The sequence below is a fragment of the Segatella copri genome, from assembly GCF_002224675.1.
Classification (GTDB): Bacteria; Bacteroidota; Bacteroidia; order Bacteroidales; family Bacteroidaceae; genus Prevotella; species Prevotella copri_U.
On the sequence record NZ_NMPZ01000002.1, the window covers coordinates 1 to 24037 of the forward strand.

Annotated in this window: 16 protein-coding genes and 1 pseudogene; 9 read left to right on the top strand and 8 right to left on the bottom strand. The window is 47.6% G+C overall.

What is annotated here, in order from left to right:
• Positions 1–57: 57 nt before the first annotated feature.
• Positions 58–1584: a peptide MFS transporter gene (locus tag CFT61_RS02050; RefSeq protein ID WP_089542825.1), complete on the bottom strand. Its 1527-nt coding sequence runs from the start codon at positions 1582–1584 to the stop codon at positions 58–60.
• 300 nt (positions 1585–1884) lie between these two features.
• Here CFT61_RS02050 and CFT61_RS02055 point away from each other — a divergent pair, with 300 nt between their 5' ends.
• Positions 1885–2760, top strand: coding sequence for a sigma-70 family RNA polymerase sigma factor (locus CFT61_RS02055; RefSeq protein ID WP_089542826.1), 876 nt, complete (start codon positions 1885–1887; stop codon positions 2758–2760).
• A gap of 276 nt (positions 2761–3036) precedes the next feature.
• Here CFT61_RS02055 and CFT61_RS02060 read toward each other — a convergent pair whose 3' ends face one another.
• The 4 genes from CFT61_RS02060 to CFT61_RS02075 all read right to left on the bottom strand — a co-directional run bounded on the left by CFT61_RS02060 (position 3037) and on the right by CFT61_RS02075 (position 7425).
• Positions 3037–3711: a hypothetical protein gene (locus CFT61_RS02060; RefSeq protein WP_089542827.1), complete on the bottom strand. Its 675-nt coding sequence runs from the start codon at positions 3709–3711 to the stop codon at positions 3037–3039.
• Between the two features lie 69 nt (positions 3712–3780).
• Positions 3781–5160, bottom strand: coding sequence for an MFS transporter (locus CFT61_RS02065; RefSeq protein WP_089542828.1), 1380 nt, complete (start codon positions 5158–5160; stop codon positions 3781–3783).
• Between the two features lie 40 nt (positions 5161–5200).
• Positions 5201–5971 (bottom strand): porin family protein, encoded by a 771-nt coding sequence (locus tag CFT61_RS02070; RefSeq protein WP_089542829.1) that lies wholly within the window; start codon positions 5969–5971, stop codon positions 5201–5203.
• 47 nt (positions 5972–6018) lie between these two features.
• Positions 6019–7425 (bottom strand): LysM peptidoglycan-binding domain-containing protein, encoded by a 1407-nt coding sequence (locus CFT61_RS02075; RefSeq protein WP_089542830.1) that lies wholly within the window; start codon positions 7423–7425, stop codon positions 6019–6021.
• 246 nt (positions 7426–7671) lie between these two features.
• On the opposite strand from CFT61_RS02075, the pseudogene CFT61_RS02080 reads away from it, so the two are divergent.
• Both CFT61_RS02080 and uvrA (CFT61_RS02085) read left to right on the top strand, forming a co-directional pair.
• Positions 7672–7980: pseudogene (locus CFT61_RS02080) on the top strand (gliding motility-associated C-terminal domain-containing protein); the annotation flags it as partial.
• Positions 7981–7998: 18 nt separating this feature from the next.
• Positions 7999–10827 (top strand): excinuclease ABC subunit UvrA, encoded by a 2829-nt coding sequence (gene uvrA, locus CFT61_RS02085; protein WP_089542832.1) that lies wholly within the window; start codon positions 7999–8001, stop codon positions 10825–10827.
• 89 nt (positions 10828–10916) lie between these two features.
• On the opposite strand, the gene CFT61_RS02090 is transcribed toward uvrA (CFT61_RS02085), so the two are convergent.
• The 3 genes from CFT61_RS02090 to CFT61_RS02100 all read right to left on the bottom strand — a co-directional run bounded on the left by CFT61_RS02090 (position 10917) and on the right by CFT61_RS02100 (position 16887).
• On the bottom strand, positions 10917–12356 hold the full coding sequence (locus CFT61_RS02090; RefSeq protein WP_089542833.1) for an amidophosphoribosyltransferase: 1440 nt from the start codon (positions 12354–12356) through the stop codon (positions 10917–10919).
• A 173-nt stretch (positions 12357–12529) separates the two neighbouring features.
• Complete coding sequence (locus CFT61_RS02095; RefSeq protein WP_089542834.1) at positions 12530–14971, bottom strand: DUF3943 domain-containing protein; 2442 nt, start codon at positions 14969–14971, stop codon at positions 12530–12532.
• Between the two features lie 164 nt (positions 14972–15135).
• A complete protein-coding gene (locus CFT61_RS02100) occupies positions 15136–16887 on the bottom strand; it encodes a phospho-sugar mutase (protein ID WP_089542835.1) in 1752 nt (583 codons plus the stop codon).
• Positions 16888–17063: 176 nt separating this feature from the next.
• On the opposite strand from CFT61_RS02100, the gene CFT61_RS02105 reads away from it, so the two are divergent.
• The 6 genes from CFT61_RS02105 to CFT61_RS02130 all read left to right on the top strand — a co-directional run bounded on the left by CFT61_RS02105 (position 17064) and on the right by CFT61_RS02130 (position 24003).
• A complete protein-coding gene (locus tag CFT61_RS02105) occupies positions 17064–17375 on the top strand; it encodes a DUF4491 family protein (protein WP_089542836.1) in 312 nt (103 codons plus the stop codon).
• Positions 17376–17400: 25 nt separating this feature from the next.
• A complete protein-coding gene (gene rlmH, locus CFT61_RS02110) occupies positions 17401–17871 on the top strand; it encodes a 23S rRNA (pseudouridine(1915)-N(3))-methyltransferase RlmH (RefSeq protein WP_089542837.1) in 471 nt (156 codons plus the stop codon).
• Positions 17872–17895: 24 nt separating this feature from the next.
• On the top strand, positions 17896–20751 hold the full coding sequence (gene uvrA, locus CFT61_RS02115; protein WP_089542838.1) for an excinuclease ABC subunit UvrA: 2856 nt from the start codon (positions 17896–17898) through the stop codon (positions 20749–20751).
• A 115-nt stretch (positions 20752–20866) separates the two neighbouring features.
• Positions 20867–21250: a DUF1573 domain-containing protein gene (locus CFT61_RS02120; protein WP_089542839.1), complete on the top strand. Its 384-nt coding sequence runs from the start codon at positions 20867–20869 to the stop codon at positions 21248–21250.
• A gap of 7 nt (positions 21251–21257) precedes the next feature.
• Complete coding sequence (locus CFT61_RS02125; protein WP_089542840.1) at positions 21258–22121, top strand: EFR1 family ferrodoxin; 864 nt, start codon at positions 21258–21260, stop codon at positions 22119–22121.
• 34 nt (positions 22122–22155) lie between these two features.
• Positions 22156–24003: a M6 family metalloprotease domain-containing protein gene (locus CFT61_RS02130; RefSeq protein WP_176425472.1), complete on the top strand. Its 1848-nt coding sequence runs from the start codon at positions 22156–22158 to the stop codon at positions 24001–24003.
• Positions 24004–24037: the final 34 nt, after the last annotated feature.

The following is a 24037-nucleotide window of genomic DNA, read 5'->3' on the forward strand; positions in this document are numbered from 1 at the left end:
AAAACGGCTTGCTTCGAAAAATTGAAGCAAGCCTTTTTTGTATTATAATTCTATGATTTAGCTTACGCGATTCAACTTCTTGATGATTGAGAAGATGAAGGCTGCAGATACCAGACAGATGCCGGCAAGAACACCCCAGATTGTTACGAGGTTGAAGTTCTGACCCCACATGATGCCAGGAATCATAACCAACTGGTTACCGATGGCTGTTGCACCAAACCAGAGACCCATCATCAAACCAGCATACTTTGGAGGAGCTACCTTCGATACAAACGAAATACCGATTGGAGAAAGCAGAAGCTCTGCGAATGTAAGGATGAGATAGGTAGAGATGAGGAGGTTAGCACTTACACGTGTTCCCTCTGTAGCAGGATTGCCCTGTGCCAAAGGAAGCTCCAGCCCCATAGAACCTACAGCCATCCATACGAAACCGAGAGCTGCAACGAGCATACCCAAACCAATCTTCTCTGGCGATGTAGGCTCCTTGCCAATCTTGTGAAGCCATGAGAACAAAGCAACGCTCACTGGGGTCAATGCCACTACATAGCATGGGTTGAACTGCTGGAAGATAGGAGCCTCAACATCTACGGCACCTTCAAGGTTGCTGTACTTGTAGAAGAGGAAAGCGATGGCAGCAACAATGACACCAAGAGAGATGCCCTTACCCTTGCCAGTCTTGCTCTGTGCCAGACCGAAGCAACCGTAAACCACGAAGATGCAGGCTACGAGGTTGGTCACGTCGAATGCCATTGACTGCAAGCCCTCAGATGTCTTCTGAGTATAGTCGCGGGCAAAGAGTGTCAATGTATTACCATTCTGGTGGAAAGCCATCCAGAAGAAGATAACCACAGCAAATACGAGACAGAGGCAGATGATGCGCTCCTTGGTCTCAGCCTTGGAAAGCTCATTAGTCTCCTTAACCGGAGTCTTGTCGCCCTTACCCTTGGTCTCAGAAGCAAGCACGTGCTTGTATGTAAAGCTGAAGGCATAGTAGATGGCGATACTAATGATAAGCGAAGCACATGCCACAGCGAATGCAAAATGGTATGAATCCTCTACAGATACACTCAGACTCTCCTGCGCCCACTTCATAATCTTGATGGCTGCTGTAGGAGCGAACATGGCGCCAATGTTGATAGCCATATAGAAGAGAGAGAAACCGGAATCACGGTTGCTGGCATACTGTGGCTCGTCGTAGAGACGACCTACCATCACCTGCAGGTTACCTTTGAACAAGCCGGTACCCAAAGCGATGAGGATAAGCGAAATGCCCATGGCAGCAATGGCAACGGTGTCCTTGCCAAGAGGAAGCGAAAGCACCAGGTAGCCGATGAACATAATGAAGATACCCGTGGTAACCATACGTCCAAAGCCAAACTTGTCGGCTGCGATACCGCCGATGATAGGGAGGAAATAAACCATCATCAGGAAGGTAGAGTAAATTGTACTTGCCAATCCGGTTTCAAAACCGAAGTTAGCCTGCAAATAGAGCAAGAACACTGCAAGCATGGTATAGTAACCGAAACGCTCACCCGTGTTAGCCAAAGCTAAGGCCCACAGACCTTTTGGTTGATTTTCAAACATAATTTTCTGTTATTTTATAATTTTATTATTTAGTTATTCTTTTCTCGCAAATTCTGTGCAAAGATACACAAATTATTCCATATTTCAAACTCAATGCCTAAAAATCGTTATATCAAATACCATTTTTATATTCAAAAACGTCTAAATTTCTAAAAAACAGACAAATAATGCAAAAGTTTTCCATTTCTATTACAACAAGATTGCGTTTTTTTTTGTACCTTTGCAGCCCGAAACCGTAAAGGTGGATTCCGACAGTATAAATATTGGATTAAAACAAAAAAGAAAGGTAAAAGGATATTTATGAGACAACTTAAGATTAGCAAGAGTATAACCAATCGTTCCAGTGAAGCACTCGACAAGTACTTGGTGGAGATTGGTAGAGAACCTATGGTCTCTATTGATGAGGAGATTGAGCTGGCCCAAAAGATTCGCAAAGGCGGTCGTGAGGGTGAGCGTGCCAAGGAAAAACTGGTCAAGGCAAACCTCCGATTCGTTGTATCTGTTGCTAAACAATACCAGCATCAGGGTTTGGGTCTGACAGACCTCATCGACGAGGGAAACATCGGTTTGGTAAAGGCTGCAGAGAAATTTGATGAAACTCGTGGTTTTAAGTTCATCTCATACGCAGTATGGTGGATTCGCCAGAGCATCCTCCAGGCTATCGCTGAGCAGAGCCGTATCGTTCGCCTGCCTTTGAACCAGGTAGGTGCATTGAGCAAGATCAGCGCCGAAATCAGCAAGTTCGAGCAGGAAAACCAGCGCAAGCCTTCTGTTGCAGAGTTGGCACAGATTACCAAGATGGAGGAAAGCAAGATTGACCAGACCATCAAGGCAGACAACCACCACATGAGTATCGATGCTCCATTCGGTAGTGATGACGATGACAATGCGATGGTAGATGTGATGGCTTCAGGTGATGATAGCCGTACCGACAAGGGTGTTGACTTCGAGTCTATGGCGAGCGAGCTCCAGCGCGTATTGGCAACAGTATTGAAGGAACGCGAGCGCAAGATTCTCTGCTACTGCTATGGCATCGGTTGCCACGAGAAGGGATTGGAAGAAATCGGAAGCGAATTCAACCTCACCCGTGAGCGTGTACGCCAGATTCGCGAGAAGAGTATCATCAAGCTCCGTGAAAGCGGAAAGATCAAGATCTTGATGAAATACCTGGGATAATTCTGAAACAGAAACCAAGAATTAAGAAACAGAAATTCTGAATTCTGAAACAGGAATTCAATCCATATCGAAGACGAGAGAAAAATAAATAAAGCTCAGTTGTGTTACCCACAACTGAAACAAAAAGGGCAATCAGTTGGTTCATCCCAATCTGATTGCCCTTTCTCTTTTTACACACACGCCCTGAAAGGGCAAAAGCTCCTAGCCCAGGGCAACACCCTGGGTTGTCATAGGCGCTAACCTGTCGCCCTGAAAGGGCAAAAGCTTTATTCACAATTAATTGTTAACGAAGTTTCCGAACTTATCAATCAATCCGTTTACTCCGTCTCTCACCGCCTCGAAATATGGATACTCATCTCTCAGACAGATTTCATCATAAAGGAAATCAGCCACGATGGTATCCTTACCGTCAGGCATCACGAGTCCCATCTTGCCATTCTTCTCTGCAATAACCGGCATGATGCTCAGGTCATCATTATAGATATAGCAAGTGCGGAGGAAATCATAGACAGGCTGAAGCATCACGTTGCCCTGATGATCTTTCATGCCAAATTTGCCGTTTTCCTCGAAGACCTCATGGTAACGGATATACTTCTCCTTCAAGCGATGATAATAGAACACCATCTTACGCTTGTCGTTCACAAAGTCGAGCATATACTGGAAGGTATCACAGTAGTTAGCCACCGAACGGACGAGAATCATCTTCAGATCCAGTCCATCCAAAGCCTTGCGATTCAAATCAATATACTTGGCAATCGCCTTCTCTTTCTCTGTGACAGAGAGGCTCGCCAGCTTTTCCTCAAACTTGAGCATAGCCTGTTTGGTTCCCGACATACCCTTGATATATCGGTGAATCTGCCTGCTCATTTCAGAACAGATAAACTTGTCTATTTCCTGCTGCTCAATAGGGTCAGCATATTCCTTAATCAATGATTCAGGTGTAGCGTTCATGGTTATTTCCTTTCTTTTTGTTTATGGAGATTCCCCCTGTGAACTTGAAAGGGAAATCTCCTGTTAGTATTATTTCTTCACGTTAGGCTGCTGCAATCCATAGCCCTTTCTCTTATCTTCCAGCAAGAGGAGGAAGGAGATGACAATAGCAACCACACCAAAGGCTGCAAATATGGTCATCGTCTCTGTATAGTCGATGACACCATCGGCACCCGTGTTAGCCTGATTCACCTTACCGATCCATACAGGAATAAGAGCCAGTCCGATATTCTGGATATAGAAGATAAGGGCGTATGCAGTTCCTAAGAGTTTCATTGGGATGATCTTTGGCACAGAAGGCCACATTGCTGATGGTACCAATCCAAAAGCTACGCCAAGGATGAGCATCATCACGACGGCAAGCACCCATGAGTTGAGTGGAAGGGCAAATACTACGTGTACCAGAGTCAGGAGACAACTGCCGATAATCATCAGCGTGGCACCCTTGCCATACTTGTCATATACGCTACCGAAGATTGGTGTAAGGAAGATGGTACCGAATGGCAACATCGCAGGAATCAGACCTGCCAAATTGGCATCGACACCATACTTGAAAATCATCAACTTGGTGGCAAACTTCAGGAATGGGAATACACCGGCATAGAACATCAGGCAAAGGAATGCCACATACCAGAAACCAGTTGTCTTGAACAGACCACCCAAGTCTGAAAACTTGAAACCTTCTTCCGGCTCAGTAGCCACAGCTTCTGCAGAAGCATCCTCCTTCTTGTCCATCACGCAATAAACCAGATAAACCAGTACACCAGCGCAAAGCAAAGCTGCACCCAAAGCAATAGAAGCAGACACACCGCCCATTGCCTTTGCAAAAGGAAGAGAATAGCCCAAGGCAGCGGCAGTTCCCAAACGAGCTGTAGCCACCTGCACTCCCATTGCCAGAGCCAACTCATGACCCGTAAACCATTTCACAATGACCTTGCTCACTGTGATACCGCATATCTCGCAGCCCACGCCATAGATGGCAAAGCCAAGTGCAGCTATCACTACCTGTGTACTATAAGTACCGAAGAATGGTACTACTACCGAACCGCCAAACTCATGACCTACAGCATACCATTTCACCAAGGCTCCACCAAACATCAAAACAGTAGAGAGGATACCAGTGAAACGGATGCCAAACTTATCGAGGATAAGACCACCAAAGAAGAGGAGCAGAAGGAACACATTGAAGTATCCGTAGGCTCCTGAGAAGAAGCCGTACTCATCCGAACTCCATCCGAGTCCGAGACCATTCTCAGCCCCCTTGGCAGCTGTCAAGAGAGGCTCCAGTGGAGACATTACATCTGTAAAAAAGTAACCGAACATCATCGTGACGCTCACGATGAAGAGGGCGGTCCAGCGAGCTGACTTCGAGTCGCTCAATTTCATCTGAATTTTTTCTGTTGTACTCATTTTATATTATTACTTATTTTTCCATAACCATCGCCGGAAGTTACTTTCTCTTCACGTTCTTCGTTCTTGAAATATCAAAGAGATAAGATACCTTGAACACAATCTGTCCGTAGTTACTTTTTCCGAAATAATCTCGTTTGGATGAACCATAGATATTGCCCAATCCATAATAATAGCGAGCCTCAGCCAGAAAATGTCCCACTTTCGGGATGCTATACTCTGCACCCAAACCCAGGGCGATACCATAATCCAGCTTATTCTCTACCGCCATCGTATCTTGTGCCACTACCATACTTACCCGGTCATTATCTGTCTTAGGCATATTCTTCACGTCGAAGTTGGTAGTCTGAGAATCGTTAAGGTAGAGTCCGAACTGCGGACCGGCATTTACGAAGATGTTCAAGCCTCTCTCTTCCCTACCCCAAGCCAAGTGAGCGAAAACAGGTACCTGGATATAATTGATGGTACGGCTGTAAGCCATCGGCTGCTTGGTTTCGGTGATGATGACAGGCTGGTTGTCGATGTCGAGAATATCCTCTTTCCATCCCACCTTGGCATAGTTGACCTCTGCATAGATGGAACAGATGGTCTTGAAGTACTTCTCGCAAGTATATTTCATCGAGAGTCCGGCAGTCATACCTCCATGCTGTTTTTGCTGAACCTCCGGTTCGAATCCTACAGAGCTGAGCACATAGCCACCGTTGAATCCGATGGAAAAATCGTTGCGATGCTCACCTATCTGGGCCTGCGCCGAGAGTCCTCCCCAAAGGAGAAGTCCCATCAACAGCGCCCCTATCTTGACTTTATTCATTCTTTCTTTTCTTACTATAAACGATTAACTATAAAAAACTACCGGTCCTAGTAGTTCACTGATTCAATCTGGTGATTGAAGGTATAGTGAATCAACTGGAAGTTCTTGTTCTTGTATCCACCCTTTGTCGTTTTCACGAAATGCAATGGAGTCTGCACAGGCTGATAGTTCACTTGCTGGCGTTCACCCGTAAACTCCTTGCCCTTCTTCTTGATACCCTGGATGAAGAACATACCATGATCATAACCCGTGATGGCGAAGCGAGGCTGCGCAATCATCATCGGCTGATGGAACCATCCCTCGTACGCCTTCTCCAGGTTCTGCGTTCTTTCGGCTACCGGATTGTAATAGAAGGTAGAAGGGATATAAGTATCGTACTTATAGAATCGCTCCAGATTGTACTTGGCGTACATTAACCACTCTGTATAGCCGAAGAGAGAGATAGATGCACCCGGATACTTGCTGTCAAACTCATCCAATTTATTGAGCACGGCTGTCAACTGTGGCGAACGGCCCGTATTCAGGATTACCACATTCTGCTTGCTTGGCAGGAAAGCCTTGGCAAACTGGTCGATGCTTGAGCTCACATTGGTGATACTATAGTTGATGTTTCTCTTCTCCAACTCCTTGCGAAGTCCGAAAGTGAAAGCTCCCTTACGAGAAGTAGAATCATTGCAATCTACAAAGATTGGATGCACATTGGTAAATCTGTTCAGGAAAGCCTTGATGGTGCATTCGTTCAATGTTTCAGGACTCTGATATACCTGGAAGATTTCCTTGTTGCGCTCCACATCGTCACCGCTGATGGAGAAAGGAATCACGAGCTTGATGCCATAGGTCTTGCAGAAGCCGGCAAGCGGAGCCACCTGCTTGGTATAAAGCGGGCCAAAGATGATATCACACGTATTGGCACCCTCCTGCAACAAGGTGGCACGGATATCAGCATCTATCGGCACGTTCCATGCATGGACATCGGTAGAGATGCCCTTCTTCTTCAGATAATTGCAAGCCATCAGGAGTCCACGATAATACTCCACCATACGCTTGCCATCACCATCCACATCATGCAAAGGCAACATCACGCCAATCTTCACCGCATCACTAGCCGCCACCTTCTGCTGAGCGGCAGCGGTTCCAGCTACAGCCGGTTTGCTGGAAGCAACAGCATTCTTATCCTCCTTCTGTGCCTTTTTAGGCGCATTAGGATTCTGCTGGTCGCTGGCAAAAGGAATAAAGAGGGTAGTTCCCTTCTGGAGCATGTAACCTTCCTGCTTCATCTCAGGGTTTGCCTCCATCAGTTCCGGCAGACTCAATCCATACTTATTGGCAATACCAAAAATAGTATCCTTTTTCTTCACTGTGTAAATGTCACGCCATTTCGTTGTCTGAGCAAAGATACCAACACTGAGCATGAGCCCCACAATCATCAAGAAATATCTTATGTTTCTTTTCATATCTTCCTGTTTTTAATGTTTATATGATCCTAAAATCTTGCCGTAACCGACATGATTTAAAGTTTTCTCCTGCAAAAATACAAAAAATCTCGCATCTAGCGCAATATCTCTCAGCTTTTTATTATCTTTGCACAAATAATTTGCAAAATGAGACAAAAAATAGGATTACTTGGTGCCTTATTGGCACTTTTTACCCCTCCATTGATGGCACAGGAAGAAATCGGAGATGAGGAAGGCACGCAGACCAGTGTCCTTCTGATGCCGAACGCATTCTCGCCAAACGGAGATGGCATCAACGACATCTACAAGCCCAAGGAGGGTTACCAGAACATCAAGGAGTTTCGCGCCTATATATATAATAGGTGGGGACAGAAACTCTTTGAGTGGAGCGACCCTGCCACGGGATGGGATGGAACATACAAGGGAAAGCCGGTTAAGGAGGGGGTCTATTTCTGTCTGGTCAAGGCAAAAGGAGCAGATGGCAAGACCTATCAGATTAAAAGAGATGTCAACCTGCTCAGAGGCTATACAGCAGAACAATACAGTAACAATTAAGTGAGCGGAAATTAGAATATGAATTCAGAAGAAAAGATAAATGTATGGGGCGCCAGAGTACACAACCTCAAGAACATTGATGTTGAGATTCCACGCGACTCCCTCACCGTGATAACCGGACTTTCGGGTTCGGGCAAGTCGTCGTTGGCTTTCGATACCATCTTTGCCGAGGGTCAGCGCCGCTATATCGAGACGTTCTCTGCCTATGCCCGCAACTTCCTGGGCAATATGGAGCGCCCGGACGTTGATAAGATTACCGGTCTGAGTCCGGTCATCAGCATCGAGCAGAAGACCACCAACAAGAACCCTCGTTCTACCGTTGGTACCACTACCGAGATTTACGATTATCTCCGTCTGCTCTTTGCCCGTGCCGGTACAGCCTACAGCTACCGCAGCGGCGAAGAGATGGTGAAATACACCGAAGAACAGGTCATCGATATGATTCTCGATGAATATGCCGGAAAGGCCATCTTCCTGCTGGCTCCTCTGATTCGCCAGCGCAAGGGACATTATCGCGAACTCTTCGAGAGTATGCGCCGCAAAGGTTATCTCTATGTACGTGTGGATGGAGAAATCCAGGAAGTGGTAAGCGGAATGAAGCTCGACCGATACAAGATGCACAACATAGAAGTTGTCATCGACAAGCTCGTGGTGAAGGAAGCCGATGAGGAACGCATCCGCAAGAGCGTAGCTACCGCCATGAAGCAGGGCGATGGCATGGTGATGGTGATAGAGAAAGGGGAAAAGACGGGTAAGAACTTCTCAAAACGCCTGATGGATCCAGTTACCGGTATAGCCTACCAGGATCCGGCACCTAATATGTTCTCGTTCAATTCGCCTGAAGGTGCCTGCCCTCACTGCAAGGGTCTGGGAAAGGTAAACCAGATAGATATCAAGAAGGTGATTCCGGATGACAGCCTGAGCATCTACGAAGGTGGAATCGCCCCTCTCGGCAAATACAAGAACCAGATGATTTTCTGGCAGATTGAGTCTTTGCTCGAGAAATATGACCTGAAACTCAAGACTCCTATCGCAGAGATTCCGGGAGATGCCATGCAGGAAATCCTCTATGGATCACTGGAAAACGTAAAGATCGGTAAAGAAAAGGTGCATACCTCTTCGGATTACTTCTGCGCATACGATGGCATCATCGACTATCTGCAGAAGGTGATAGAGAATGACGAGAGTGCTGCAGGAAAGAAATGGGCTGACCAGTTTATATCTACCATCGAATGTCCGGAGTGCCATGGACAGCGACTCAAGAAGGAATCGCTCGCCTTCCGTATCTGGGACAAGAATATATCGGAAGTTGCCAACCTCGACATCGACGAACTGCGCAACTGGCTCGAACAGGTGGAAGCTCACCTCCCTTCCATGAAGGCAAAGGTGGCTCACGAAATCATCAAGGAGTTGCGATCACGTGTCAACTTCCTCCTCGATGTGGGTCTGAACTATCTCTCACTCAATCGACAGTCGGCATCACTCTCTGGTGGTGAAAGCCAGCGCATCCGTCTTGCTACCCAGATAGGCAGTCAGCTTGTCAATGTGCTCTACATCCTCGATGAGCCAAGTATCGGTCTGCACCAGCGAGACAACGAGCGACTCATCAACAGCCTGAAGGAATTGCGCGACCTGGGTAATACCGTCATCGTAGTAGAACATGATGAGGATATGATGCGAGCTGCCGACTGGATTGTAGATATCGGTCCGAAGGCAGGCAGAAAGGGAGGCGAAGTGGTTTTCCAGGGTACTCCGAAAGAGATGCTGAAGACTGACACCATCACCGCCCAGTATCTGAATGGCAAGATGGCAATAGAGATTCCTGAGCATCGCCGCAAAGGAAACGGCAAGAGCATCACCATCCGTGGAGCCAGGGGCAACAACCTGAAGGGAGTAGATGTAGAGTTTCCGCTCGGCAAGCTCATCGTTGTAACGGGAGTCAGCGGATCGGGTAAATCTACCCTGATCAATGAAACCCTGCAGCCTATCCTCTCCCAGCACTTCTACCGTTCCCTGAAGAAGCCGATGCCATACGACAGCATCGAAGGCATTGAGAATATCGACAAGGTAGTGAATGTAGATCAAAGTCCGATCGGCAGAACCCCTCGCAGTAATCCTGCCACCTACACAGGTGTGTTCAGCGACATCCGCTCGCTGTTTGTGGGACTTCCAGAAGCCAAGATCCGTGGTTACAAGCCAGGTAGATTCTCCTTCAACGTGAAGGGTGGCAGATGCGAAGCGTGTGGCGGAAATGGATACAAGACCATTGAGATGAACTTCCTGCCAGATGTCTATGTACCTTGTGAGGTATGCCACGGCAAGCGCTACAACCGTGAAACGCTGGAGGTAAGATACAAGGGAAAGAGCATCGCCGATGTACTGGACATGACCATCAACCAGGCAGTAGAGTTTTTTGAGAACGTACCTCAGATTCTCAACAAGATCAAGGCATTACAGAGTGTTGGATTGGGTTACATCAAGTTGGGTCAGAGTTCAACTACCCTTTCGGGCGGAGAAAGTCAGCGAGTGAAACTTGCTACCGAACTATCCAAACGTGATACCGGCAAGACGCTCTATATCCTGGATGAGCCAACCACCGGTCTTCATTTCGAAGACATCCGCATTCTGATGGATGTGCTTCAGAAACTGGTAGATAGAGGCAATACGGTGATTATCATCGAGCACAACCTGGATGTCATCAAGCTAGCCGACTGGCTCATTGACATGGGTCCCGAAGGTGGACGAGGTGGAGGTCAGCTTCTCTTTGCCGGCACACCGGAAGAGATGGCAAAGAGCAAGATAGGCTATACTTACAAATTCCTAGCCCCCTTGCTGAAGAAGAAATAACCATTCTTTGCCGGCAAGAGATAAAAGAATCCCGATTTCCAAGACTTTGCTTATCTGATGCAAAGTTCAGGAAATCGGGATTTTATATTTTAATCTTCGTCTGCGAATTCATTCAAAGTATAAGCACTGCTGCCATCAAAGCAGTGGGTACATACCTGGCACTTAGGCAAACCGATAGCTTCCACGAGCTGCTCAATGGTATTGAACTTCAGTGTAGTCAATCCAAGCTGGTTGGCAATCTCATCCACCATTCTCTGATATTCAGGAGAACCTGTGGTAGCATACTTCTCCAGATTCTTGTTGGCATCGCCCTCAAACTTCTCGATGATTCTGCGGGTAATCAACTCCATGTCACTCTTGGAAGAAGTAAAGTTGATGAAAGGACAGCCATAAACCAATGGAGGACAAGCGATACGCATGTGGCATTCCTTCAGACCAGCCTGATCGAAAAGCACCTTCACATTGTCGCGGAGCTGGGTACCGCGCACGATACTGTCATCGCAGAACAACACACGCTTACCCTTCAACATAGCCTTGTTAGGAATCAGCTTCATCTTGGCTACCAGAGAGCGCATACTCTGGTTGCTAGGTGTAAAGCTTCGAGGCCAGGTAGGAGTATATTTGGCAATACAACGCTGGTAAGGCACGCCCTTACCGGCAGCATATCCCATCGCCATACCTGTACCAGAATCAGGAATACCGCTGCAGCAATCTACCTCTACATCATCTGTCTTGGCAAGATTGAAGCCATTGCTAAAGCGGGCTTCCTCTACATTCTTGCCCTCATAGGTAGAAGTTGGGAATCCATAATATACCCAGAGGAAAGAACAAACCTGCATTTTCTTATTGGCAGGACGAATCTGCTCCATACCCTCAGCAGTAATCTTCACGATTTCGCCAGGACCTACCTCGTGTGCAGTCTCGAAGTCAAGGTTAGGGAATGAAGTGGTCTCACTGGAAGCTGCATAAGCTCCCTCCTTCTTACCTATAATAAGAGGTGTACGTCCCCAACTGTCGCGGGCACAGATGATACCATCCTCTGTAAGGATCATCATGGTGCAGGAACCCTTGATATGATGGAACACGTTCTCGATTCCCTCGCGGAAATTCTTGCCCTGGATGATGAGAAGAGCCACCAACTCGGTTGGGTTGGTACTTCCTGAAGACATCTCTGCAAAGTGCATATTCTTATCCAACAGATGCTGAGTAAGTTCATCCTTATTTAATATCTTGGCTACTGTGCAAATGGCAAAGCGACCAAGATGAGAATTCATGATCAATGGCTGCGCATCTGTATCGCTAATCACACCGATACCTGATGTCGCACCCTCGAATTTGTCGAGTGTAGGTTCAAACTTCGTTCTAAAATAAGAACTTTCTAAGTTGTGGATAGAGCGCACGAAGCCCTTCTCACTACTGTAGGTTGCCAAACCGCCTCGGCGTGTACCGAGATGTGAGTTGTAGTCGGTGCCGTAGAAAAGATCTGCGACACAGCTTTTCTTGGAAATAGTTCCGAAAATGCCTCCCATAAGAGTATAATTCTATGTTTTATGTTTGAAATATGGGTGCAAAGGTAATATAAATCCAGAAAATATGCAAAACTTTTTGCGATTTTTCTACATTTTTATGTATATCGTTTCCCTTTGCACCCCTAATTTCTGCTAAAAATCGGCTAAATATCTACTAATAAGACGACTGCTTCCTAGAACTTGTATTGCAAACCCAGGCTCATATCAAAGGTTTTAGACTTCACATCGTCATGATATGAGTAATGGGTATCACGCCAATAGTTGGACACGTTGAAGTCCAGGTTCAGCCGATTGGACAATGCCAGACTGAAGCGGGCATTCAGCACCAGCAGAGATGCATTTCCCTTGTCGCCCTGGGCATTGAGATAGAGCGGATCGGTCGTTGCCAGATCCTTTCCCTCATATCCCTTCCAGGTAAAGATGCGATAATAGTCGGCACCTATCTGGAAGGTAGCTACCTTGCCGAACTCCATGAAACTGATAGCCTTCACGCTATAACCGCTACCCATGTTGTAGTCGCGGTCTATCACATTATAATAATCGGTCAGACTTCCACCCAGCAGGATACCATCCAGGAAGACACGCTGCTCAAACCTGGTGAGATTGCCCACCTGAGGGAAGCGGTAGATGATGCCCGGACCGAAAGAGGCTGCCTCGGATATGCGGTAAGGCACCAGACTGGTACCATCCTTCACCGGCTGCGAATCGTAATAGTTGAAGTGCTGGAAGATACCGAACTCCATCTCCGTGCCCTTGCTCACCTCCACCGGTACACTCCACAATCTTCCCAGAAGATGCAGACCGGTAATCAGAGGCTGGTTGCTGCTCAGGCCGAAAGTGGCATCCAATGTGAAGTAGTCGTATGGCTTGGTGGTTTCGCCATCAAACGGATCGCCATAAACCAGATTGAAACGGACGTATGGATTGCCCTCACCACGGAACAGCGTATTGTTGTCTGCGAGGTATCTGTAACCTGCCGATGCAAAGAAACTGACAGGACTGCGCTGGTAATCGTGATATTTATAATATTTGCCTCTCACCCGCCAGGCATCGCCACTCAAGATTCGATTCAACCCCTTGATCGGACAGATGAGGGTTCCCAGGAACTCTCGCATGAAACGAGGAAAACCAGACAGGCGGTCATCAAATACCAGATTGCTCACACGATGCGTCACCTCTCCGATGGCAATACCACCAAAAGTAGTAGCCATCAGGTCGTTGATGGCAGGCGGTTCTATCTCGCAGGTAGTCTCCCACATCAAACTTCCACAGAAAGAGTATGGCACCGATTCCCAGAAATTCATGCCATGACTTCTTGCAGCATTGAAATAGAGTCCGCCATGGTAGGGATGGGCAAACAGATTGGTAGAGAACTGGTCGTTATCCCAAACAAAACCCGTTTCTATATTGTGCTTGATGCTATGGAAGGAAATCTTGGCAAACTCCTCGTTCATCACAAACTGGTCGAAGCATTGCACACCCACATTGATGGCAAAAGCTTCCAAGGCAGCCTTCCAAGGATGCTTCTTCTGTCGCTCCGGATCATCGAAGGCAAAAATGGTTCCTTCCTTCCATGCCTCCATATCATATTCATTCTCCTTCCTGCCAGACACATTTCCTAAAGATGAAGTGCGCTGGAGGCGCACAGCCAAACCTGCTTCTACAATGGCACGACGGCGATACCTGCCACCATGATAATAATGGGTATCCCCATAACCCACAGAGGCAAAGGCACTGGTGTATCTGCCCAACTGATAGTCGGCATTGATGCGAGCCTGCAGCGAATAGAGCCGTTCAGGCTTATCCTGCGAATGTTCCTGAAACGATTCAACGTGATAGAAACCCAGATCACCACTCAGGGAGAACTTAGGCGATAACTGGAAATACTGACCGATGCGATAGAACAAGGCACCCGAAAACTTCTCATCCAATCCGAAATAATGGGTTCCGATACCCAGGATATTATACGTACTCCGGTTGCGGAATCTTACGGCAAGATTGGCTTTGGTAGCAGAACCGCCATAAAACATATAGTCGATACGCGTCTTTGGGTTCACATTCACCAGTCCTATCTTATGGGCTACGGTATCCCGGCTATAGTTGATGACACCTATCTGCACACCACGAGGATGGTTAAGGCACACATTAAACAAACCAATCTGAGAACCATTCAGGGTATCAGCATAATTGTAACCGCCCAACTGCATGCCACGCATATAGGAAGAGCTGACATTGGCTGCTGCAATCTGCAAGCCTCTCTTCATACCCATGGAAATATTGGAAAGTCCACTCAGCTGCACGCCGCGGAACGGAGAACTGGATACATTATTAAATAAAGACAACTGCACGCCATTGCCACCCTTCACCACATTGGAAACACCCGAAACCTGCACACCGCGCATATCATCGCCCACCGAATTGATGATACCAGCCAGGCTCACACCACGCATCTGCTGGCGAACCACACTGGAAAAGGCACCTATCTGGGCACCCCTGAGTGTATCGGGCGAGCAAAACAGAGACACGTTGCCACAACTATCCCCTTGGGCATAGACAGACTGACCTCCTAGCGAAAGTCCCATCAAAAGGGCTATGATCTTTCTCTTATTTTCCATATACCTATCAAATTCAAAATGGCGAGAAGTCAGGATGACTTCTCGCCGAGAAATTGCATTATTTAATATTGGAGCTAAATAATGCATCAAAAAAATATCTTTCAGAGGAATGTGCAGGCGAAGACTTCTCCCCCACACATTCATATAAAGTTCAATTGCTTTTATTAATCCAGGTTCAAGCTCTTCTTGATAGCCTCGATCTTATCCATTGCAGCAGCTGTGCAGCGGTTGTAGCAGCCAGCGCACTTGAATGAAGGATCCTTTACCTCAATATAGAACTTGATCTTAGGCTCTGTACCAGAAGGGCGAACGCTTACCTTGGTATTGTCATCGCAGAACCACTGGAGTACATTGCTTGTTGTAGGCATATCGAGCTTCTCTACACTGCCGTCAGCATGCTTAGCCTCCAAGCTCTGGTAGTCCTTCCAGGTAACAATCTTGCTGCCACCCAACTCCTTTGGAGGGTTAGCACGGAAGTCTGCCATCATCTGCTTGATCTCGTCAGCACCAGTCTTACCTGGGCGAACCACGTTTACTGTAAACTCCTTACTGAAGCCATACTCTGCATAGATCTGCATCAGGAGATCGTAGAGTGTCTTGCCCTGATCCTTAGCCCAGGCAGCAATCTCACAAATCAAGCAGATAGATGCTGGAGCATCCTTATCACGTACCTTGTCGTATGGCAGGAAGCCGAAGCTCTCCTCACCACCACCGATGTACTGCTGCTTGCCCTCAGAGATAGCAATCTCGCGTGCAATCCACTTGAAACCAGTGTAGCAGTCGCGCAACTCTACGTTATTCTTCTTGGCAATCTCAGCAATCACCTCTGTTGTAACGATGGTCTTTACGAGGAAGTCTGTTGGCTTCAACTTACCCAACTTCTTCTTGTTCTCAATGATATAGTAGCAGAACATCATGGCTGTCTGGTTACCGTTGATGATCATCCACTCGCCCTTGTCATCGCGGCAAACGATAGCGAGGCGGTCAGCATCAGGGTCAGTAGCAACTACGAGGTCAGCGTTCAACTTTGTACCGAGCTTCATACCGAGAGTCATAGCCTCAGCATTCTCTGGGTTAGGAGAAACCACTGTAGGGAAGTTGCCATCTACAACCATCTGCTCAGGAACTACATTGATGTTCTGGAAGCCCCAAGAACGCAAGCAGAGAGGTACGATGACACGACCTGTACCGTGCATAGCTGAATAAACGATGTTGAGGTCTTTCTGACGGTTGATGACATCCTGGTCAATCATAGCAGAATGAACGGCTGTCATGTAGTCGTAATCCATCTCACCACCGATGATCTGAATCTTATCCCAGTTAGCCTCAAACTTCACCTGGTCGATAGTAACCTTGTTCACCTCCTCAATGATACCAGTATCGTGTGGAGCCAGAACCTGAGCACCATCGCTCCAGTAAGCCTTGTAGCCATTGTACTCCTTAGGGTTGTGAGAAGCAGTAACGTTGACACCAGCCTTGGCACCGAGCTCGCGGATAGCGAAGGAAATCTCTGGTGTTGGGCGGAGGCTCTCGAAGAGATAAGCCTTGATACCATTAGCAGAGAAGATGGCAGCAACAGTCTCTGCGAAGAGACGAGAGTTGTTACGGCAGTCATGGCCTACAACAACAGAAAGGTTCTCCTCACCTGGGAAAGCCTTGAGGATGTAGTTAGCAAAGCCCTGTGTAGCCATACCAACGATATATTTGTTCATTCGGTTGGTACCTGCGCCCATAATACCGCGCAAACCACCAGTACCGAACTCCAGGTTCTGATAGAAAGCATCTACGAGTGCTGACTTATCCTCAGCCTCGAGCATTGCCTTTACTTCGTTACGAGTTTCTTCATCAAAAGCAGGTGTGAGCCACTGCTGTGCTCTTTCTTCACACTGCTTAATCAATTCTGCGTTATTAGCCATAGTTTGATTCTATTTTGTTATTAATAATATTCTATTTAGAGGGTTGTGCCCGAAAACAGCACAATATTTCTCTTTTTGCCTACAAAGATATATAAAATATTCGAGAAACCAAACAAGATTGGAGTTTTTTTTGTATTTTTGCACATTGAAACAAAAAAGTAATAAAAAAGAGGCTTATGGAATTATATTATACTGGCGTCATCATCGCCGTTTCCACCTTTTTAATAATAGGACTCTTCCACCCTATTGTCATCAAGGTAGAATATCATACGGGCACCCGCTACTGGTGGGTGTTCCTGGTTGCGGGTATTATCAGCGTGGGTGCAGCCTTCCTGGTTGCGAATGTTCTCTACTCTGCCCTTCTCGGTGTGTTGGGTGCTTCCTGTCTCTGGAGCATCGGGGAACTCTTCGAACAGAAAGAACGCTGCGAGAAGGGATGGTTTCCTAAGAACCCGAAGCTGGAAAAGAAAGGATACTATAAAAGTTAATCGTTTATAGCTTACCATTTAGAAGATGAAAACTGAACTGATATTGGTCGGCAAGACCGTAAACAAGCATTTTATTGCGGGCATCAAGGATTATGCCGAGCGCATCACCCACTATATGCCCTTCAATATAACAACGATTCCGGAGCTCAAGAACACCAAGAGTCTCAGCGAACAGCAGCAGAAGGAACGGGAGGGAGAACTGATTCTGAAACTGATTCAGCCTTCTGACACCGTGGTGCTGATGGATGAGCACGGACTGGAGTTCCGAAGCATCGAGTTTGCCAAATGGATAGAGCGCAAGCAGGCTACAGCCAGAAGACTCGTATTTGTCATCGGGGGTCCCTACGGATTCTCGCAGGCTGTATATGACCGCGCCAACGAGAAGATCTCCCTTTCCAAGATGACCTTCTCGCATCAGATGGTACGCCTCATCTTTACCGAGGCACTCTATCGCGCATGTACTATTATAAAAGGTGAGCCTTATCATCACGAGTAAGGGTAAAAAGGTAAAAAAAAGAAAATGGGGAAAGAAAAATATATAGAGATCAAGGGGGCGAGAGCCAACAACCTGAAGAACATCGACGTGAAGATACCGCAAGGCAAGTTTGTTGCCATTACGGGAGTCTCCGGGTCGGGCAAGTCTTCATTGGCTTTCGATACCTTATATGCCGAGGGACAGCGCCGGTATGTGGAGTCGCTGTCTTCGTATGCCCGCCAGTTTCTGGGCAGAATGAGCAAACCGGAATGTGATTTCATCAAGGGATTACCTCCTGCCATCGCCATCGAGCAGAAGGTGATTTCCCGCAACCCACGTTCCACCGTGGGCACCAGCACGGAAATCTACGAATACCTGCGCCTGCTCTTCGCCCGTATCGGCAAAACCTATTCGCCTATCAGCGGACAGGAAGTAAAGCGCCATACTACCGAGGATGTGCTTGCCTGCACCCGACAGTTTTCCAAGGGCACCAAGTTTGTAATCCTTGCCCCTTTACATATCGTAGAAGGCAGAAGCCTGGAAAAGCAACTGGAGATGTATCTTCAGGAGGGATACGCACGCATTCTGGTGAAAGGTGAATTCATCCGCATCGACGATTTCCAGGGCGATGCCAAGCCGGAGGATATCTTCCTCGTCATCGACCGTGCTTCGGTAAGCGATGAGAAGGACGACATCAGCCGCCTCATAGATTCTGCCGAGACTGCTTTCTATGAGGGCGACGGTGCCTGCCGTCTCCTCTTCCTGCCAAGCAATATCAGCTATGATTTCTCTACCCGGTTCGAAGCCGACGGCATCACCTTCGAGGAACCAACCGACAACATGTTTGCCTTCAATTCCCCATTGGGTGCCTGCCCTACCTGCGAGGGATTCGGAAGCGTGATAGGCATCGACGAGAAGCTCGTCATCCCTAACACTTCCATGAGCCTCTACGATGGATGCGTGGTATGCTGGCGTGGAGAAAAGATGGGTATGTGGCTCAAGGAATTCATCCGACGTGCGGAGCCATACAACTTCCCGATCTTCAAGCCTTACTACGAGCTCACCCAGAAGGAGAAAGACTGGCTCTGGCATGGATTGCCTTCGGACAAGAAGCGTGACCCGCACGACCGGGTGAGCATCGACGAATTCTTCAGAATGGTGAAGGAGAACCAGTACAAGATACAATACCGTGTGATGCTGAGCCGATTCCGAGGCAAGACCATCTGTCCGGATTGCCATGGCACACGACTCAAGAAGGAAGCCAACTATGTGAAGATTGGCGGAAAGAGCATCACCGAGCTGGTAGATATGTCGATTACCAATCTCAGCGCATGGTTCCAGAAGCTGGAGCTGACAGAGCATGAGCGGGAAGTGGGCAAGCGACTTTTGACCGAGGTTACCCACCGCCTGCAATTCCTTCTGGATGTGGGACTTGGCTACCTCACCCTCAACCGTCTCTCCAACTCCCTTTCCGGAGGAGAGAGCCAGCGCATCAACCTGACCACCAGCCTCGGTTCTTCGCTGGTAGGCAGCGTGTATATCCTCGATGAGCCAAGTATCGGACTCCATAGCCGAGATACCGACCGACTCATCAAGGTACTGAGAGAGCTGCAGCAACTGGGCAACACCGTGGTTGTGGTAGAGCATGATGAAGAAATCATGCGTGCTGCCGATTACCTTATCGATATCGGTCCGGATGCAGGAAGACTGGGTGGAAGACTGGTATATGCCGGTCCGTCATCCGAATACTCATCCACCGACCCAGAGCAGCAGAAAGCCCTTCTGGAGAAATTCCCGGAGAGCCATACCATCCAGTATCTCACTCACAAGGAGGAGATTGCCGTTCCTGCCAGTCATCGTGCATGGAACAGGGCCATCGAGATTAAGGGAGCCCGAATGAACAATCTCCGCGGCATTGATGTAAGGATTCCGCTCAACATCTTCACCGTCATCACCGGCGTATCCGGTTCGGGCAAGAGTTCCCTCATCAAGGGAATCCTCTATCCAGCCCTCCGCCGCCATCTAGACCTGGTAGCAGATGCCCCTGGCGAATACAGTTCGCTGGAAGGCGATGTGGATGCCATCAAGCACGTGGAGTTTGTAGATCAGAACCCTATCGGCAAGAGTACCCGCAGCAACCCTGCTACCTATCTGAAGGCATACGATGCCATCCGCACCCTCTTTGCCAACCAGCCACTCGCCAAGCAGATGGGATTCACCCCACAATTCTTCTCCTTCAATACCGAGGGCGGACGATGCGAGGAATGCAAGGGAGCAGGATACGTAACCATCGAGATGCAGTTTATGGCTGACCTCACCCTTACCTGCGAGGCATGCAAGGGCAAGCGGTTCAAGCACGATATCCTGGAGGTACACTACGGAGGAAAGAACATCAATGATGTGCTGAATATGACCGTGAACGAGGCGATAGAGTTCTTCAGCGATGAAAGACTCCAGCACCATGTGGGCGATTTCGATGCCTGCCGCATCATCGTCAGCAAACTCAAACCTCTGCAGGAGGTTGGATTGGGCTATATCAAGCTCGGCCAGAACTCCAGCACCCTCTCCGGCGGTGAGAACCAGCGTGTGAAACTCGCCTACTTTATCGGCAAGGAAGACCAGTCGCCTACACTCTTCATCTTCGATGAGCCAACCACCGGTCTGCACTTCCATGATATCAAGCGTCTGCTCCATGCTTTCCAGGCGCTGATAGAACGAGGTCATTCCTTGGTAGTTATCGAACATAACCTGGATGTCATCAAGTGTGCCGACCATATCATCGACCTCGGACCAGAGGGTGGCGACAAGGGCGGTAACCTCGTGATAGCCGGTACTCCAGAGGAAGTTGCCGCATGCAAAACCAGCTTAACTGGTAAATTTCTTAAGAATTATATAAAATAATGTAAAAAAGTAGCGCTATAATAAACTTTATATGTACTTTTGCATCCAATTAGCATATAATTAATATATAATAAGGTACATCAATAAGTAAATTTAATAAAGAAAGGATATAAAGATGAAAAGAATCATATTGGCTTTGACGATGCTCGTAGCTATGGTAGCAACAGCCTCAGCTCAGGCAGAAATCAAGTTTGAAAAGGTAGTGCACAACTTCGGTACCTTCGAAGAGACCGCTCCTGTGCAGAAGGCTGTATTCACCTTCACCAATGTGGGTAACAAGCCTCTCGTCATCAACCAGGCTATCGCTAGCTGCGGTTGCACCGTGCCATCTTATACCAAGCAGCCAATCGCTCCAGGTCAGAAGGGACAGATCAGTGTTACCTACAATGGCAAGGGTATGTTCCCTGGTCATTTCAAGAAGAGCATCACCGTTCGCACCAATGGCAATGTAGAGATGTCTCGCATCTATATAGAGGGCGTGATGAACGAGAAGAAGTAAGCTTGATATGATATTTTATTTTTCTGGAACAGGAAATACCAAGTGGGCGGCGTCGAAACTGGCGGCGGCTACTCGTGAAGACTTGATATCCATCGCTCCTTACATGAGGGCAGATGATTCAAGCCATAACTTAGCCGAGCCGTTTATTCTGAAAGAGAATGAACGGCTCGGATTCGTTTTCCCCGTACATGGCTGGCGTGTGCCGAAACTGGTAAGGGAATTTATCTGCAAGATGAAGATTCAGAGAGAACCATCTGATGCCTCTGGCGGAAACAAGGCGAAAGCCGATGACTGTCTGAAGAATCGCCCCTTCGCCTATTGCGTCTGCACGGCAGGCGACAGCATCGGACTAACCATAGAGAATCTCAACGAGGTGATTTCCCAGAACCCATCGCTTCAGGCTCTGGGCATTACGGAGGTTTCATCCTCCTACTCTCTCATCATGCCGGAATCGTACATCGGTCTGCCGTTCATGGATGTGGATCCGAAGGAGCGTGAAAACCGAAAGAAGGAGAATGCTGCACAGGAACTTGCCGTTGTCTGTGAGGAAATCTTCGACCGCAAGGAAGGCATCAACCGATTGGTCAAAGGCCCTATCCCATGGTTCTTCACCAAGGTGGTGGGTGGTTTCTTCGAGAATGTGCTCATCACCGACAAGCGTTTCCACGTAGAGAAAGACCGTTGCGTGAAGTGCGGCATCTGTGCCAACGTATGTCCGGTAGGTGATATCAAGGGCGGACATGGCGAATATCCAGTCTGGCTGCACCATAAGGATTGCCTCACCTGCTTTACCTGCTATCACCATTGTCCGCATCACGCCATCGAGTTTGGAAAACAGACTCAGAAGAAGGGACAATACTATTTCAAATAGAATCCATAATATCAGTAACTAATCCATAATAATGATGAAAAAGATTATCCTATGCCTAACACTCGCTTTGATGTCTGCCACTACCATGTTTGCAGTCAAGGCGAAACCAGGTATCACCCAATTACAATTGGTAGATGGTACCATCGTATCAGCAACTCTCCATGGAGATGAGCATTTTTCGTATTACTCGCTTCTCGACGGCACTCCGCTGAAGAAGAGTGATAACGGGAAATACGAAATCATCTCTACCGAGACGCTCAATGCCCGAAAAGCTACAGTTATCAATACCCTCAAGACTAGAGCAAGCGGCATTGGATCAACATATCCATCTTATTTTCCTCATACCGGTTCGCCTAAGGCGCTGGTTATCCTGGTACAGTTCCAGGATGTAAAATTCAAGAGCAGCGACCCCGTTGCCACCTTCAACCATTACCTCAATGCCGATTTCGGCACAGCAGTACCTAGTCAGGATGTTTCGGTATTCAACCAGGAAGATGTCAACTACGGTTCGGTAAAGGAGTATTTCAAGGAATGCAGCATGGGGCAATTCACCCCACAGTTCGACATCGTAGGTCCAGTTACTGTCAGTCAGAAATCTGCATACTATGGAGCAGATGATAAAAATGTTCAAAATGGTACAGATAAGAATTTCAAGCAGATGATCAGTGAGGCCTGCAACAAGGTTGCCGACAAGATTGATTTCTCTAAATATGATTCCGATGGCGACAAGTTCGTAGATTTGGTTTACATCATCTATGCCGGCTATTCGCAGAGTATCAGCGGCAATTCCGACGACTATCTCTGGCCTAAGTCGGGTACCGATAATTTCTATAAATATGATGAGAACGGCAAAGAGATTTCACCACTGAAGTACCTGATTTTCAACGGATGCAGAGTCTGTCGTTTTGGTATCAATAACGAGTTGAACGGTTCGCCTGATTCAAAAATTCCTTCCATCAATGGCATCGGACTCTTTTGTCACGAGTTCTCTCATACCATGGGCTTGCCTGATCATTATGATACCGAGTATAAGGATGCCGACAACCAGTCTCCTGAGTTCTGGGATCTGATGGATGCAGGCGAATATACATACGATGGTTACTGTCCTACCCCTTATACACCATGGCAAAAGATGCTGATGGGATGGGCTACCCCTATCACGCTCGATGGAACACAGGCAGGACAATATACCCTGGAACCATACGACTTAGCATCAAAAGCTTACAAGATAGAGGCTGATGTGAACAAAGATAATTTCCGCATCAACGAGAATTACTCTTCAACCAAACTTAGTGATAAGAAAAAGAAGGAATTAAAGGAAAGAGCCAAGGGTGAATTTCTTCTCCTCCAGAACATCAGAAACGAAGGTTGGTACAAGCATCTTCTAGGCTATGGACTGCTGGTATGGCGCATCGATTACGGCGATATCGACCAGGTACACCTCACGGACAACCCTAACGACACCATCGGTATTCCTAGAGTAACCATCGTTCCAGCTGATGGTCTGATCATCAACCAGGCAAATGTTGGTAACAAAAAATATACTATAGACGAATACTGGGAGAACTGCGCAAACGACCCATTCCCTGCCTATGGAATCGGAAAGGATGGAAGCGACATCAACAGTCTGACAGAAGTGAAGTTCAACTGGAGCACGATGACTACCCGTCCACTCTACAACATCGCAAAGGATGAGGCTACCGGCATCGTCAGCTTCGACTATCTCAAGGATTTCAAGGCTACGGGTATCAAGAACACCCTTCTTGACAAGGATGCAACCTCCACCCCAACCGAATACTTCGACCTGGAAGGCAGGAAGATTGCCACCCCTCTCAAGGGACATCTTTACATCACCAATAAGGGAAAGAAGGTAATATACTAAGAGGAAAAACTTCCGCTATGAATAGAAAGCTACG